General features: G+C 70.0%; 12 protein-coding genes and 1 pseudogene. 7 read left to right on the forward strand and 6 right to left on the reverse strand.

Annotation, left to right across the window (positions count from 1 at the left end; translation table 11 throughout):
• The first annotated feature begins 30 nt into the window (after positions 1-30).
• Positions 31-1152, forward strand: coding sequence for an AI-2E family transporter (locus ACW4TU_RS15455; protein WP_457428399.1), 1122 nt, complete (start codon positions 31-33; stop codon positions 1150-1152).
• Positions 1153-1397: 245 nt separating this feature from the next.
• Here ACW4TU_RS15455 and ACW4TU_RS15460 read toward each other — a convergent pair whose 3' ends face one another.
• Entirely contained in the window at positions 1398-1949 is a 552-nt protein-coding gene (locus ACW4TU_RS15460) for a DUF3455 domain-containing protein (protein WP_457428400.1), read from the reverse strand.
• 420 nt (positions 1950-2369) lie between these two features.
• Between ACW4TU_RS15460 and ACW4TU_RS15465 the strand changes: the two genes are divergently transcribed.
• Positions 2370-2531: a hypothetical protein gene (locus ACW4TU_RS15465; RefSeq protein WP_457428401.1), complete on the forward strand. Its 162-nt coding sequence runs from the start codon at positions 2370-2372 to the stop codon at positions 2529-2531.
• Between the two features lie 23 nt (positions 2532-2554).
• Here ACW4TU_RS15465 and ACW4TU_RS15470 read toward each other — a convergent pair whose 3' ends face one another.
• Entirely contained in the window at positions 2555-3259 is a 705-nt protein-coding gene (locus ACW4TU_RS15470) for a class I SAM-dependent methyltransferase (RefSeq protein ID WP_457428402.1), read from the reverse strand.
• A 134-nt stretch (positions 3260-3393) separates the two neighbouring features.
• Here ACW4TU_RS15470 and ACW4TU_RS15475 point away from each other — a divergent pair.
• The 4 genes and pseudogenes from ACW4TU_RS15475 to ACW4TU_RS15490 all read left to right on the forward strand — a co-directional run.
• Positions 3394-3693 (forward strand): annotated as a pseudogene (locus ACW4TU_RS15475) (DUF5829 family protein); the annotation flags it as partial.
• Between the two features lie 314 nt (positions 3694-4007).
• On the forward strand, positions 4008-5066 hold the full coding sequence (locus ACW4TU_RS15480; RefSeq protein WP_457428403.1) for an ABC transporter substrate-binding protein: 1059 nt from the start codon (positions 4008-4010) through the stop codon (positions 5064-5066).
• Entirely contained in the window at positions 5063-6082 is a 1020-nt protein-coding gene (locus tag ACW4TU_RS15485) for a FecCD family ABC transporter permease (RefSeq protein ID WP_457428404.1), read from the forward strand. The genes ACW4TU_RS15480 and ACW4TU_RS15485 overlap by 4 nt, the downstream gene beginning before the upstream one ends.
• Entirely contained in the window at positions 6079-7158 is a 1080-nt protein-coding gene (locus ACW4TU_RS15490; protein ID WP_457428405.1) for a FecCD family ABC transporter permease, read from the forward strand. Before ACW4TU_RS15485 ends, ACW4TU_RS15490 begins: the two co-directional genes overlap by 4 nt.
• 75 nt (positions 7159-7233) lie before the next feature.
• Here the strand turns inward: ACW4TU_RS15490 and ACW4TU_RS15495 are convergent, their stop codons facing one another.
• Positions 7234-8274, reverse strand: coding sequence for an NAD(P)-dependent alcohol dehydrogenase (locus ACW4TU_RS15495; protein ID WP_457428406.1), 1041 nt, complete (start codon positions 8272-8274; stop codon positions 7234-7236).
• A 171-nt stretch (positions 8275-8445) separates the two neighbouring features.
• On the opposite strand from ACW4TU_RS15495, the gene ACW4TU_RS15500 reads away from it, so the two are divergent.
• Positions 8446-9381, forward strand: a complete 936-nt coding sequence (locus ACW4TU_RS15500; RefSeq protein ID WP_457428407.1) for a helix-turn-helix domain-containing protein — start codon at positions 8446-8448, stop codon at positions 9379-9381.
• Positions 9382-9486: 105 nt separating this feature from the next.
• On the opposite strand, the gene ACW4TU_RS15505 is transcribed toward ACW4TU_RS15500, so the two are convergent.
• The 3 genes from ACW4TU_RS15505 to ACW4TU_RS15515 all read right to left on the reverse strand — a co-directional run bounded on the left by ACW4TU_RS15505 (position 9487) and on the right by ACW4TU_RS15515 (position 15261).
• A complete protein-coding gene (locus ACW4TU_RS15505; protein WP_457430119.1) occupies positions 9487-12747 on the reverse strand; it encodes a S8 family peptidase in 3261 nt (1086 codons plus the stop codon).
• Between the two features lie 264 nt (positions 12748-13011).
• A complete protein-coding gene (locus ACW4TU_RS15510) occupies positions 13012-13695 on the reverse strand; it encodes an ABC transporter ATP-binding protein (protein ID WP_457428408.1) in 684 nt (227 codons plus the stop codon).
• 75 nt (positions 13696-13770) lie between these two features.
• Entirely contained in the window at positions 13771-15261 is a 1491-nt protein-coding gene (locus tag ACW4TU_RS15515) for an ABC transporter permease (RefSeq protein ID WP_457428409.1), read from the reverse strand.
• Positions 15262-15263: the final 2 nt, after the last annotated feature.

The raw sequence follows: 15263 nt of genomic DNA on the forward strand, positions 1-15263 counted from the left end.
GTGTGACGTGAGTACCCATAGGGTGCATCCGTGACTGCCACGTTGAGTTCCACGAAAACCCGCGCCGCGCTCCGCACGACGGCGCGTGCCTCCGCCGAGTTGCTGCTCATATTGCTGATGCTCGCGGTGACCTTGTGGATCCTGGGCCGGATGTGGTCGGTCGTGTGGCCGCTCGTGGTCGGTCTGCTTCTGACCACACTGACCTGGCCACCGACCCGTTTCCTGCGTCGTCACGGATGGAAACCCGCCCTGGCCGCATCGGCCGTGACCGTGCTGTTCCTCCTGGTCGCCATCGGCGTCGTGGCGCTGATCGCCGTACCGGTGGCATCCCAGTCCGGCGACCTGACCGACGGCGTGACCGAAGGCATCCAGAAGTTGCGCGAGTGGGCCGCCGGGCCGCCGTTGAACATCGGTGACGCCCAGATCGACAAGGCCTTCGACACCGCGGTCTCCCGCGCGCAGGACGGCCTGGGCAGCGTGGTCGGCGTTGCCGTCACGGGAGTGAGCACCGTGGTGAACGGCCTGGTCACCGCCGTCCTGGCCCTCTTCCTGATGTTCTTCTTCCTCAAGGACGGCCCGCGGTTCCTGCCGTGGCTCGCCGATCAGCTGCCCGGTCGGCTCGCCACCGACGTCCCGACCGTGGCCGCGCGCGGTTGGGACACCCTGGGAGCGTTCGTACGTTCCCAGGCGGTCGTCGGCCTGCTCGACGCCGTGCTGATCGGCCTGGGACTGTGGATTCTCGGGGTACCGCTGGTGCTCCCGCTGGCGGTGCTGACCTTCGTCTCCGCGTTCGTGCCGATCATCGGTGCGCTGTTCGCCGGTTTCGTCGCGGTCCTCATCGCGCTGGTCTCCAACGGCCTGACGGACGCGCTGATCGTGCTGGCCATCATCGTCGTGGTGCAGCAGCTTGAGGGCAACGTGTTCCAGCCCATGATCCAGAGTCGCGGGCTCGGCCTCCACGCGGGGGCGATCCTGCTGGCGGTGACGTTGGGCGGCAGCCTCGCCGGCATCGTGGGCAGCCTGCTCGCGGTACCGATCGCCGCGCTGATCGCGGTGGTCTGGAACTACGTACGCGAGCAGCTCCGCGAACCGGCAGAGGATCCGGGGCCTGACGAGTCGGACGCCGGCGCCGACGCCGCTGTCCCGTCCTAGGGGCACGTAGGTGCGCCTCCGACTCCGGTCGGTGTGGTGGTCGGCCGGGATCAGAGGTGGCAAGACGGTGTGGTGCCGCTTCGACCTCGACGAGTTGAGGACCGAGTACTCGGCCTGACAGACGCCGGGTCGCCTCCCCGGAGGATCTGGGAGCGGACGGGACGGTCCCCGGCACCTGATGGCGCCGGGGACCGTGGTGTCACGTCGCTTCTACCCCTGCAAGCAGGGCAGTTGACGATCCACGACTACTTGGCGGGCTTGTAGAACGTGTACGTCGCGGAGTACGGGACGCTCACCTGGTCGGTGCCGGTGCAGGCGGTAGCGGGGGCGACGCCGCCGTGGGTGTTGAGGCGCTGGATGTAGGAGACGCCCGCGAAGACGCCGGTGCCGCGCGTGGCGGTGGACTGCAGGAGGAGCTCCGGGATCGTGCCGGTCTTGGGCGAGTTGGCGACGGCGGCGGCGTTGACCGCGCTGCCGTCCACCGTGGACACCCAGACGGGGCCGCGGGAGTGGAGGGCCACCGTGCGGTGGGAGCGGTCGTTCTTGGCCCAGAGGGTGGCGGCGGGCTCCAGCAGCTTCCAGGCGCCGTCGGTGCAGGTGTAGGTCTGGACGCCTTCGGCGGAGAAGACGCCGGTCAGCCGGTTGCCGTCGGGAACCTTCAGCGCGGCGGGAGCGTCGACGCCGGGGCGGGCGGACTGCACGGTTGCCGCCTGACCGACGGTCGCACTCAGGAGGGTGCCGACGGCCACGGCGGTGAGAGCGGTGGTGGTGAGGATGAGACGCTTGGCGAGTTTCATCGAGCTTGTCTCCAGAACGTTTTTTGAACTCTGAACGCTGAACGCTGAACTTTGAGATCTGAACCAGGTCGTGGGTGCGGCACGGATGTCACGCAGGTCCCTGAGCCGGGGCTGTGCGGTTCGTCGGCCTTCCGGGCACGGTAGTTGGTCCTGTCCCCTCAGCCCCGCGCCGTCGTGTGAGGATCAGCAACGAGAACATGAACAACTCGTGCGCGTCGCGGCCTGGTTGAGAGTGATGGTCGCGTGGTCCCCGGTTGGCGGGACTGCCCGGCGGAGATCATCACGTCCCACGAGTAGGGAGTATCGCCGTACGGGTTCGACTCGACGAGGGCCTGTGGGGCACACGGCCGGGCAGGCCACCGCGTACTCGGGGCGTCCGACCGACCGTCAAGGCCGCCTGGGGTAAGGCGGGTTGCGGCAGTGTACGGACCTTGGGCGGTCCTACTCCACCACGATGCCGAAGTCCCGCACGACGTCGACCCGACCGAGGCCCGGGGGCACGTCACCGTCGGCTGGCGCTTGCCGGACGGCAGCGAGGATCGCGCCCCGTTCGTGCTCATCGGCGGCACCATGACCCCCTGAGCAGGCCGAACGCCTTCGCCGCCCTACCGCCCGTCGCCGTAGTACGACGCCACTCCCGGCTGCCCGGTGTAGTTGGGCCCCGCCTCCGGGTCGGCCCCGAGGTAGGTGAAGGGAAGCCGGACCGACCTTCCGCCCCGCAGGCTCAGCCGATGGTGCCGGGCCGAGTAGTCGAAGCCGGCGGCGCGCAGTGCCGCGAGGACCGGGCGGGAGGCGTCGGTGCCGTCGGGGCGCCGGAGCGTCGCCGGGTCCAGGTGGGCGACCAGCAGCCCGGTGTCGGTGAGCCAGGAGGCCGCCCGCTCCAGGAGGGCGAGGCGGTCGCCGACGTAATGGAGGCCGTGGACGCAGGTGACGAGTTCGTAGCGGCGTGCCGGGGACCACCGGCAGAGGTCGGCGGTGATGAGTTCGAGGCCGTTGGGCGGCTGCATCGGTCGCAGCGGGCCGACGAGGTCCACCCCGGTGATCACGGCCTGAGGGAGCTGCTGGGCCGCCGCGCGCAGCGCCTGCCCTTCTCCGCTGCAGAGGTCGAGCCAGGAGGGCGCCGGGCCGCGACCGGCGAGGAACTCGGCCGGATCGAAGCCGAGTTCGTGCTCGTAGCTGTTGACGCCGGTAAGGACCCGTTCGCGGTTCATCGTGCTGTTGGCCACCACCGAGTGCCCGGTCAGTTCGCTGTCATCGATCAACCGGGGCGGCAGTTGGGCGGCCGTTGCCTGCGAAGTACCGTCGGTCACCGCCCCATTGTGCGTCACCGTCGGTCGAAGTCGCGGGCGAGCGATGGCGGATGGCGGATGGCGCCCCGGAATAAACCGCGGCACAAACCCCGCGTCCTACGATCATCCACATGCCGCTTCGAAGGAAATTATGGATGATCATCGTCGCCGCTGTGGCCCTCGCGGCGACGGCGCAGGGTGGTGGCGCGAGCGCGACACCCGCTCGGGAGAATCAACCGACGTTTCCCAAAAGGCAGTTGCTCTACTACAACCACGCCTACGGAGTGTTCGACCGGGGGACCGCCGACGCCATCGAGCGTTCCGCCTATCTGCGGAGGTTCGCCAACTTCCAGGTCCGCACCACGACCGGGGCCGGCGGCGAGACCTGGACCGGCCGGTATCTGACGGGCCGCGAGACCTACCTCGAACTGTTCGGCGTTGGCGACGTATCCGGCTGACCCTGGCCGTCGGCCCGGGCGCCCGCGCCGTGTGGACGTTCGACGACACCAGCGGGACGTGAGAGCCGAAGCCTCACTCAAGCCCCGCCGCCCCCCACTCCCGCCCCCGCTCCCGTACGGCCGCGTAAGGATCTCCGGACCGTGGCCGTTCGGATCCTCGAAGTGCGTCCCCTCCCACCGCGACGGTGGGGCGGGTCCGTCCAGCGCCTGAAGCCGGTCCCCCGGGTCCGCGCCACACAGGAACCAAAGTTAAGGTAAGCCTTGCCTTAGCAATACCGGAGTGACTGAGAAGCAAGCAGCGGAGTGAACAAGTGCGTACGTCGAAGTGGCAGCCCCTCCTGGCCGCGATCCTCGCCGGAGGGCTGCTGACCAGCTGCTCGTCGGCCTCCGACAACGATGCCAAGGTGGCCGGCACCGACGCCCGCAACCCCGTCATCGGGGCCTCCGAAGGCTCCGCCGACGGGCCCTCCGCCGCTCCCTCCGTCCTCGCCGCCGGGATGGGTTCCGATGTCGGCACGGACGGCGAATTCCCCCGTACCGTCACACACTTCAAGGGCTCCACCACCCTCAAGGCCGCGCCCACCCGCGTCGCCGTCCTCAGCACCGGGCAGCTCGACGACCTGCTCTCCCTCGGGCTCGTCCCCGCCGCCACCACTCGCGCCGGCAACGCCGGGCTCGTCCCCGACTACCTCACCGACGCCTTCCCGCAGTACAAGGCGAAGCTCGCCGCCATGACCGACGCGGGAACCCGTCAGGCGCCGAACCTGGAGACCCTCGCCGCGGCCAAGCCCGATCTCATCCTCGCCAACGACTCCCTCAGCGCCCTCTACCCCAAGCTCTCCAAGATCGCCCCGACCGTCGTCACCGCCGGCAACGGCATCAACTGGAAGCGCGACCTGCTGCTCGTCGGGGACGCGGTGGGCAAGGGGGAGGCGGCTCAGGAACTCGTCGCCGGCATCTCCGCCGACGCGGCCACGAGGGGGAAGGCACTCGGGAACGCCACCACCGTCTCCATGGTCCGCTTCACGCCCGACCGCACCCGAATGTTCGGCGTCTCCTCCTTCACCGGCTCCATCGCCGTGGACATGGGACTCGGACGGCCCAAGTCCCAGCAGTTCAGGGCCATTTCGGAGGACATCGGGGCCGAGAGCATCGACACCGCCGACGCCGACTGGATCTTCTACTCCGTGCAGGGTGACGCCGACAGGACCGACGCCGCCAGCGTGGTCGCCGGGCCGCTCTGGAAGTCCATGAAGGCCGTCACCGCCGGGCACGCCGTCAAGGTCGACGACGATCCCTGGTACCTCAACGCCGGTCCGACCGCCGCCCGTCTCGTCGTCCGGCAACTCGCCGAGCACCTCGGCAAGTGACCGCACGCACAGCCCGTACGGGACGTACAGCGGCCACCGCCGTCCTCGCCCTCCTCGCCCTCCTGGCTCTCGCCGCCGTCGCTCTGCTCAGCCTCGCCGTCGGTACCCGGCCCGTGCCGCCGGGTGCCGTCCTCGACGCGCTGCTGCACGGCGGGAGCACCCCGGACGCGCTGGTCGTACGTTCATTGCGGTTGCCCCGGACCGAGATCGGACTCACCGCCGGGGCCGCTCTCGGGCTCGCCGGGGCCGCGTTGCAGGCCGTCACCCGTAATCCGCTCGCCGACCCGGGGATCCTCGGGCTCAGTCAGGGCGCGGCGGCCGGTGTCGTGATCGCCATCGCGCTCGGGCTCGCGAACGGCTTCGGCGGGTACGTCTGGTACGCGTTCGCCGGGGCCGTCGCCGCCGCCTGTCTCGTGTACGCCATCGCGGCGCGCGGCCGTGGCGGCGCCTCGCCCGTGAAGCTCGCCCTCGCCGGTACCGCCCTGTCCGCGATGACCGCCGGGGCCACGACCGTCGTCCTGACCTCCTCCTCCGCCACGCTCGACCAGTTCCGCTTCTGGCAGGTGGGCGCGCTCAGCGGGCGGGACGCCGACACCGTGGGGCGCATGCTGCCGTTCCTGCTCGGCGGGGCGCTGCTCGTGCTGGGCTGCGCCCGTGGCCTCGACGCCCTCGCGCTCGGCGACGACACGGCCCGGGCGCTCGGACACCGGGTGCATGCCGTACGGGGGGCCGCCGCGCTCGGCGCCACCCTGCTGACGGCCGCCGCGGTCGCCGCCGCCGGGCCGATCGCGTTCGTCGGCCTCGCCGTGCCCCACCTGGCCCGACGCCTCGTCCCCGGCGGCCATCGCCTCGTCCTCCCGCTGTCGGCCCTGCTGGGCGCCGCCCTGCTGCTGGCCGCAGACGTGGCCGGACGGGTCGTACGGGCCCCTGCCGAAGTCCCCGCCGGTGTCATGACGGCGCTGGTCGGCGTGCCGGTGCTGGTGGTGCTCGTACGGCGGAAGGTGGCGAGTACGTGAGCACCGCTCCGGTACGCCGAGACACCCCGGGCGGCTCCCTTCCTCCCGGGGTCACCGTGCTGCGGCCCCGGCGCCGTCTCTCCCTTCTCCTGCACCGGCGGTCCGCCGCCGTCGCCGCCCTGCTCCTCGCACTGCTCGCCCTGGTGATGGCGGTGTCCGCGTGCGTCGGACAGACGTACGTCCCGCCCGGGGAGGTGTGGACGACCGTCCGGAGCGGGGGCGGGGCGCACGACCTCGTCGTCAACGAGCTGCGGGTGCCGCGGATCGTGCTCGGGGCGCTCGTCGGGGCCGCCCTCGGGCTCGCCGGGGCGCTCGTGCAGAGCGTGACGCGCAATCCGCTGGCCAGCCCGGACGTCATCGGCGTCGGGCACGGCGCCGCCGCCGCGACCGTGCTGGCCCTCGCCACCGGGGCGGTCGCCTCCCCGGGGGCCATGCCCGCCGTGTCCGTCGCGGGCGGGATCGCGGCTGCCGCGCTGGTGTACGTGCTCGCCTGGCGGCGTGGGATGCAGGCGAGCCGGTTCGTGCTCACCGGGGTGGGGATCGGTGTCGCGCTCTCCGCGGTGGTCCAGCTCTACCTCACCGACAGTGAGCTGGAGGCCGCCGAGCAGCTCAAGCTGTGGCTCACGGGGAGTCTCAACGGGCGGGGCTGGGAGCAGGCGGGGCCGCTGGTCGTCGTACTGCTGCTGTGTCTGCCCGCGCTGGTGTGGGCGAGCCGGGCGCTGCGACCGCTCGGGCTCGACGCCGACACCGCCGCCGCGCTCGGGGTGCGGGTGCGGCGGACGCAGCTCGGGCTGACCCTCCTCGGGGTCGTCCTCGCCGCCACCGCGACCGGCGCCGCCGGACCGATCGGGTTCGTCGCGCTGACCGCGCCACAACTGGCGCGGCGGCTCACCCGGACGCCGCAACTGCCGCTGCTGGGCTCGGCGTTGACGGGTGCGGTGGTGCTGGTGGGGGCGGATCTGATGGCCCGTACGCTGCTGCCGCCGCTGGAGATTCCGGTGGGCGCGCTGACCTCACTGGTCGGGGGGCCGTATCTGCTGTGGCTGCTGGGGCGGCGGGACTCTCGCCGCCCTTGACTGCTCGGCTGCTCTCGACAGCGGTGAGGGCCCCGGCGTTCACCACCCGCCGGGGCCCTCACCTCGAACGACGTGTCAGATCGTCGCCGCGTCGATCACGAAGCGGTAGCGGACGTCGCTCGCGAGGACCCGCTCGTACGCCTCGTTGATCTCCGAGGCGCTGATCAGCTCGATCTCCGAGCCCAGGCCGTGCTCGGCACAGAAGTCCAGCATCTCCTGGGTCTCCTGGATGCCGCCGATGCCGGAGCCGGCGAGGGTCTTGCGGCCGGCGATCACCGAGAAGAGGTTCAGCGCGACGGGCTCCTCGGGGGCGCCGACGTTCACGAACGCGCCGTCCGTCTTGAGGAGGGACAGGTAGGCGTCCAGGTTCAGCGGGGCCGAGACCGTGGACAGGATGATGTCGAAGGTGCCGCGCAGCTCCTTGAAGGTGGCCTCGTCGCTGGTCGCGTAGTAGTGCGCCGCGCCCAGCTTCAGGCCGTCCTCCTTCTTGCGGAGGGACTGCGAGAGGACGGTGACCTCGGCGCCGAGCGCGTGCGCGATCTTGACGCCCATGTGGCCGAGGCCGCCCATGCCGAGGATCGCGACCTTCTTGCCGGGGCCGGCGTTCCAGTGCTTCAGCGGGGAGTACGTGGTGATGCCGGCGCAGAGCAGCGGCGCGGCCACGTCGAGGGCCAGGCCGTCGGGGATGCGGACGGTGAAGCTCTCGTCCACGACGATCTTCTGGGAGTAGCCGCCGTACGTCGGCTCACCGTCCTTGTCGAGGGCGTTGTACGTGCCGACCCCGCCCTTGAGGCAGTACTGCTCCAGGCCGGCCTCGCAGTTCTCGCACTCGCGGCACGAGTCGACCAGACAGCCGACACCCACGTGGTCGCCGACCGCGAACTTGGTGACGCCGGAACCGACCGCCTCGACGACACCGGCGATCTCGTGACCGGGAACCATCGGGAAGATGGCCTCGCCCCAGCCCTCGCGGGCCTGGTGGATGTCGGAGTGGCAGATACCGGCGAACTTGATGTCGATCAGGACATCGAACTCGCGAACGTCGCGACGCTCGATGGTGGTGCGCTCCAGGGGAGCCTTGGCGGACGGGGCGGCGTATGCAGCGACAGTGGTCATGCCGGGAGTTCTCCTCGGGGGGATTCGCGCCCGGCCGCCTTCTGACCGGGTGCGACCTTCAGTGTGCCCAAGGTTTCCGCATTCACCCAGTCCACGCTTCTGCGTACGTCCAGCGGTCGTACCACTGGCGGGGTCAGGCTCGTGTTCGTACGACCGGGAATAATGGACCGTATGCACGAACATCCCGAGTCAGCGTATCCGGCGAACGCCTCCGGGAACCGGCAGAACCCTGGGGCTGCGGCTGCCCTGGACCGGCGTGCCGAGCTCAGTGAGTTCCTGCGCACCCGGCGGGCCCGGCTCAAGCCGGAGGACGTGGGGCTGCCGGACCTCGGGCGGCACCGTCGGGTGCCCGGGCTGCGCCGCGAGGAGCTTGCCCAGCTGGCCGGGGTGTCCGTCGCCTACTACACGCGGCTCGAACAGGGCAACGGGCGGAACGTCTCCGCGGAGGTCCTCGACGCCATCTCCCGCGCCCTGCGGCTGACGGGTGCGGAGCACGCCCACCTGACCCACCTCGCCAAGCCGAAGCAGCACAAGAAGAAGCCGTCGGTGCGGGCGCAGGTCGTGCGCGGGACGCTGCGGCAGCTGCTGGACACGATGGACGGCGTACCGGCGTACGTCGCCGGGCGGCGTACGGACATCCTGGCGTGGAACGCGATGGCCGCGTCCCTCTTCGGGGACTGGGCCGAGCTGCCGCCGCAGGAGCGGAACTGGGCGCGGCTGGTGTTCCTGCGGCCCGAGTACCACGACCTGTTCATGGACTGGGAGCAGAAGGCGATCGACATCGTCTGCCATCTGCGGATGGACGCCGGCTGCTATCCGGAGGACCCGAGGCTGGCCGCGCTGGTGGGTGAGCTGTCGGTGAAGAGCGAGGAGTTCCGGCGGCTGTGGGCGACCCACGACGTCAAGGAGAAGAACTACGGGGTGAAGCGGTTCCGGCATCCCCTGGTGGGTGAACTGACCCTGAACTACGAGTCGTTCAGGGTCCCGGACGACAACGACCAGACCCTGATCGTCTACCACGCGGAACCGGGGTCCCCGTCGGCGGAGGCCTTGCGCCTGCTGGCCAGTTGGGGCCGGGACGCGACGCGGGCGGGCGCGGGCGCCTGAAGCTCCTGAGGAGCTGAAACACACGGACGGCCGGTCGGGGGATCCCCCGACCGGCCGTCCGCCGACATCTACGTCAACGGCGACCTACTCGCCGTAGTACGCGTTCTACTTGCCGTAGTACGCGTTGTAGATCGAGATCGTCGACTTGTTGCCCTTCTTGTCGCTGATCTTCGCGTGGAAGGAGATCGCCGCCCCCTTCGCCGGGTTCACGACGGTGACCTTGCCGTTCTTCACCGTCAGCTTCTTCCAGGTCTTGCCGTAGTCGTACGACGCGTACACCGACAGCGACTTCAGGTTGCTGCCGCGCGCCGCGCCCTCGACGACGACCGGGAACGTGGCCTTCGTGCCCGCCGCGACCTTGTTGTCCAGGCCGACGGCCGCGTTGAAGCGGACCGAGGAGACCGGGAGCTTCGCCCCGTCCACTCCCGGCTTCTTCGACCGGAACGTCCAGCTCGCGTCGATCCGCGTGGACGCCTGGGCGACCTTGACGCTGCGCTTGACCGACGTCGTCAGCTTGTACGCGGCGTCGCCCGCCGGAACCGTGAACGCCTTCCCGCCGAACAGCGGGTCGTCGTTCGTGCCGACCTTCTGGCCGTTGCGGTAGAGCGTCGTCACCACCGACGTGAAGTCGGACGAGCCGGGGTGGCCCGCGCCGTCGGCGAACAGCGGGATCAGCCCGTAGATGTTGTTGCCGTCACGGAAGACGCCGTAGTCCGGAAGGAGCCGAGGCCCGAACACCGCGGTGTTGAAGGTGCGCGCGTACGTGCCGCCCGGCTTCAGCGTCTGCGCGGTTCCGAGCGAGGAGTAGGCCTCGGGAAGCGGGAAGCCCTGTGCGTCCTTGCCCTTGAACTGGGTGAAGTCGAAGAACCACTGGACCTTCTCACCCGTGGACACGTACAACGTGCGCGTGGCCGGCAGGGCCTGCTCGACGGGCATGCCGAAGCCGACGTCCTCGGGCAGGAAGGCGAGCACGCCGAGCGCACCGGTCTTGTTGGGTGCTCCGGAACCGAGCCGGTTCGCCACCGTGGCGAACTCGCTCGCCTTGAAGTGGCGGACCTTGTCGCCCTGGATCTTCTTGACCTTGGCGGTGGTGATCGCGTCGTATTCCGCGCCCGCACCCTTGCTGAACTGGCCGAACCAGGTCTGCGAGAGGCCGGTGACCTCCGGGCCGAGGTGGGCCATCCGCACGTTCGCGAAGGAGTCGAGGCTCACGCCGATACCGATGCCCGGCTCGTCGTACATGTAGTCGATCGTCGCGCTCTGCGGCTTGGCGGCGGCGTCCGGCACCGTGATGTCCGCCGCCTTGGTGGTGCGGGCGTCGATCGTCACCGAGACGTTCTTGGTGACCGCCAGCTTCGGCTGGACCACCCAGTCGAGGCCCTCGCCGCCCAGGTCGGGCTTGGTGAAGTCCTTCGCGATCCACCCGTCCAGGAGGTACGTGCCCTTGGGCACCCGCAGGGTCGTGGTGCCGGTGGTGGCCGTCGGGACCTGGTAGTAGGCGCCGTTGGCCAGGCCGCTGTAGCCGAAGAGGACCGTGTTGTACTCGCCCGTCGGCTGACCGGCCTTGTCGATGTGCTTGACCGTGACGTCGTACGACTCGACCTCACGGTTGACCGCCGCCCCCGTACGGACGGTCTGGGTGCCGGCCGTCGCCGTCACGTACGAGGAGTACGCGCCGTCGAGGGTGCCGCCCAGCTTGGTGTTGACGGTGTAGCCGACCGAGGCACTGCCGTTCGCCGGGACCTTGAGGGTCGTCGCGGCCAGCTTGAAGAAGCCGGCCGGAGCGGCCTGGCCCTTCGGGTTGGTCGCGGTCGCCGTGAGCTTCAGCGTGACGTCGGTCGTGCCGAGGTTGCGGTACGTCAGCGGCTTGGTGACCAGGGTGTCGTCGGTGTGCGGCCACGCCTGCGTCCCGAAGCTCACCGACCCGGGGTCGGCGATCACGGTCTGCTTGATGGCCTTGTCGACCTGGATACGGCCCGCACCCTGCTGGAACGGCGTGTAGTTGCCGCCCTTCGCGGACCCGGTGAGCGCGCCCTTGATCTCGGCGTACGTCCAGGTCGGGTGCTCCTGCTTGAGGATCGCCGCCGCGCCCGCCACATGCGGCGTCGCCATCGACGTACCCGAGATGGAGAGGTAGCCGGCCGGGTTCTCGCCGACCTCCTGCTCGATGACGCTGCCCTTGGCTGAGGCCGCCGTGATGTCCACGCCGGGCGCGGTCACGTCCGGCTTGATGGCGCCGTCGCCGACTCGCGGGCCGGTGCTGGAGAAGTCCGCCAGCAGGTCCTTGTCGTCGACCGCGCCGACGGTGAGCGCCGCGTCGGCGCTGCCCGGTGAACCGATCGACTCCGGACCGGAGTTGCCCGCCGCGATCGCGAAGAGGATGCCCTTCTCGGCGGACAGCTTGTTGACCGTCGCCTCCAGCGGGTCCACCTCGGGGGTGTCCTGGCCGCCGAGGCTGAGGTTGACGACCTGGGCGCCCTGCTCGGCCGCCCACTCCATGCCGGCGACGATGCCCGAGTCGTCACCGGAACCGGTGTCGTCCAGGACCTTGCCGTTGAGGATCTTGGCGCCGGGTGCGACACCCTTGAACTTGCCGCCCGACTTCGCTCCGGTGCCCGCCGCGATGGACGCGACGTGCGTGCCGTGACCGAACTTGTCGGTGGTGCTGGTGGCCGCGGAGAAGTTCTTGGCCGCGATCACCTGGTCCTTGAGGTCCGGGTGGGTGGCGTCGACACCCGTGTCCAGGACGGCGATCTTGACGCCCTTGCCGTCGAAGCCGGCCGCCCACGCCTTCGGCGCGCCGATCTGCGGCACGGACTTGTCGAGGCTGGCCCTACGGGTGCCGTCGAGCCAGACGTGCGCGATCCCGGCGGCGGTCTTGTCGCCGTTGGTCACCGCGTCCCAGAGTTCGGGAGTGTCCTTCTGCGGAGTCTGCACGGCGTCCGCGTTCAGGACCTTCAGCGTGTGACGGAGGGTGCCCGCGTCACGGACATCGGCCTTGGTGGCGGTCGCCGCCCCCGTGTAGCCGACGATGACCTTCAGTCCCTTCTGCTGGGACCTGCGGGTCGCCGCCTTGTTCAACTCCGTGACGTCGAACAGCCGTTGGTCGAGCTTTCCGCTCGACACCAGCCGGGCGGCGTCGGCCGGGACGACGAGCGTGTGCCCGTCGGCCTTGCGGATCTGTACGGGTATCTTTTCGCGGCCCGCCGCCCGTTCCAGGCCGACGACGCGACCCTTGGCGTCGACGGCGACACGGTCACCGGTGATCAGTGTGATGCGGTGCGCGGGCTTGAGCGGCTGGGCGGCGCTGGTCACACGCTGCTGGCCGCCCTTCGCGTCGGCCTTCGCGGACGCCGGGCCGGTCATGCCCGCCGCGAGGGCAACCGCGGCCGCCGTGGCCACGGTTGCCGCGCATGCTCTTTTCACTTCTGTGCGCAAGTCTCCCCCTGGAGCACTGGCTGATGTGCCGGGCAGTTCCCCGTTCACCCGGCAGGGGGGAGTCCCGTACGCATGAGCGCACACCCCCCGACCGTGAATTATGCCGAGGGGTGATCAGCCACTCAATAGACTGGAGGATTACGCTTTTGGCTGTTACGAGCCGGTTACGAAATCTTGCGGACGTTACGGACTTTACGAACCGGCGTTCTCCTTCACGGTGATCTTCCCCTTGCGGATGATCGCCAGTCGCGGGGCTTTCCTCGCGATCGCCGAATCGTGCGTGACCATGATGAAAGTGAGCCCAAGCTCCTTCCACATGGTTTCGAGTACGTCCATGATCTCGTCGCGCATCGACTCGTCGAGGTTCCCGGTGGGCTCGTCGGCGAGCAGCACCTTCGGCTGCTTGACCAGCGCACGAGCGATGGCGACGCGCTGCTGCTGACCGCCGGACATCTCCCCCGGCAGATGCCCGAGCCGCTCCCCGAGCCCCACCGACCTCAGCGCCTCGGCGGCCCGTTCTCGCCGCTCCCGGCCCTTCACACCGAGTGGTACGAGAGCGGTCTCGACGTTTTCCTGGGCCGAGAGCGTCGGAATGAGATTGAAGCTCTGGAAGACGAAGCCGATGTTCTCGCTGCGGACCTTTGTAAGGCGGCTCTCGGACAGTTTGGCGAGATCTGTGCCGTCGAGGTCGATGCTGCCCTCGGTGGGGCGGTCGAGCCCGCCGAGCATTTGCAGGAGCGTGGACTTGCCGCCGCCGGTGGGGCCCTGGATGACCAGGCGGTCGCCGTCGGCGATGGTGAGGTCGATACCCGCGAGGGCGTCCACGGTTTCCTTGCCTCGGGTGTAGCGCTTGGTCACGCCTTTGAGTTCGTACATGTGAGTGACTCCTGGGTGGGGTTCGGGGTGGTGCGTCGTCGTTTGTCGGCGTCGGCCGTAGCCGAACCCCGCGTCCTACTCGACTCGCCTCAGCGCGTCCGCCGGGCGCAGCCTGGACGCCCGCCAGCCGCCGAAGGCGCCGGCGATCAGGCCGCCGGCGACGGCGAGGCCGACCGCGAGGGTGATGGTGGAGAGCGCGACGGGCGCCGTGAGCGCGACCGTCAGGGCCTTGGTCGCGGCCTGCCGGCCGAAGCCGCCACCGCCGCCGGGGAAGCCGCCGCCACCCCCGGGACCGCCGTTCCCGCCCGAACTGCCCACCTCCGCCTGGAGTTCCGGGCTGATCGCGGTGACGACATACGCACCGGCGAGGCCGAGCGCGATGCCGAGGGCGCCGCCCACCAGCCCGTTGACGACGGCCTCGCCGACGACCTGCCGGGTGACCCGGCCCGACTTCCAGCCGAGCGCCTTCAGCGTGCCGAACTCGCGCACCCGGCGGGAGACGGCCGAGGAGGTGAGCAGGCCCGCGACCAGGAAGGCGGCGACGAGCACCGCGATGGACAGCCACTTGCCGACGTTGGAGGCCAGGTCGGAGGCGGTCGACAAGGACCCCGAGACGGTGCTGGCGAGATCGGCGGAGGTCGTGACGGTCGTACCCGAGATGTTCTTCTGGATCGTCGACTTGACCGCGGTGATCTGCTGGGAGTCGGTCGCCTGGACGTAGATCGTGGTGACCTTGTCCTTGGAGTCGCTGAGGGTCTGGGCCTGCCTCAGCGGGATGTAGAGGTTGGCCGCCGAGTCGCCGCTCTCGGGGGTGGCGATGCCGATGGCCTTGTACTTGACGCTCTTGATGGTGACCGTGCTGCCGACCTTGAGCTTCTTCTCCTTGGCGTAGGAGGCGTCGACGACCACGACCTTGGCATCGGTCTCGGCGGTCGTGAAGGTACGGCCGCTGGTGATCTTCGAGGAGGTCAGCGGGCCGAGGGCCGGCTTGCTGACGTCGGTGCCGAACACCGAGTAGTTGTTGACGTCGAAGTTGGCACCGCCGCCCTCGACACGCCCCTGGGGAGCGGCCGTCGAGTTGCCCCCGGGGCGTCCGCCGCCCTGGTTGCCGCCGCTGCTCTGCTGGTCCTGCTGGAACTGGCCCTGGCGGAACTGACCGCTGACCTTGACGACCTGGAGGCTCAGTCCGCCGACGGCGTCCGAGACACCCTTCTGCGTGTCGACCTTGGTGACCGTGGAGGCGGCCAGGGTCTGGAAGCCCTGGACGAACACCCGGTCACTGCTCTGCTCCGCGTCGGAGTCGCTGCCGTCGGGCCGCGCGTCGAACTGGAAGCGCGGGCGCTGGGTGGCACCGGTGCCGGTCTGGGCCGCGGCGGCCTTGGTGACGGTCATGTCGGTGCCGAGTCCGTACAGCGACTCGAGGACCTTGTCCTGCGCTTTCGACATGCCCGCGGACACGGAGGTGACCACGATGACCAGGGCGATGCCGAGCGCGAGCCCGGAGGCGACGACGAGTGCCGCTTTACGACGGCGGCGCAGTTCGCGCCTCAGGTAGGTGAAGAACATGG

The organism is Streptomyces kryoterrae (assembly GCF_054072135.1).

Excerpts from the sequence above, each read along its gene's own strand:
- ACW4TU_RS15460 (WP_457428400.1), bottom strand. The coding sequence starts at position 1,949 with ATGAAACTCGCCAAGCGTCTCATCCTCACCACCACCGCTCTCACCGCC.
- ACW4TU_RS15495 (WP_457428406.1), bottom strand. The coding sequence starts at position 8,274 with ATGACCACTGTCGCTGCATACGCCGCCCCGTCCGCCAAGGCTCCCCTG.
- ACW4TU_RS15500 (WP_457428407.1), top strand. The coding sequence starts at position 8,446 with ATGCACGAACATCCCGAGTCAGCGTATCCGGCGAACGCCTCCGGGAAC.
- ACW4TU_RS15505 (WP_457430119.1), bottom strand. The coding sequence starts at position 12,747 with ATGACCGGCCCGGCGTCCGCGAAGGCCGACGCGAAGGGCGGCCAGCAG.
- ACW4TU_RS15510 (WP_457428408.1), bottom strand. The coding sequence starts at position 13,695 with ATGTACGAACTCAAAGGCGTGACCAAGCGCTACACCCGAGGCAAGGAA.
- ACW4TU_RS15515 (WP_457428409.1), bottom strand. The coding sequence starts at position 15,261 with ATGTTCTTCACCTACCTGAGGCGCGAACTGCGCCGCCGTCGTAAAGCG.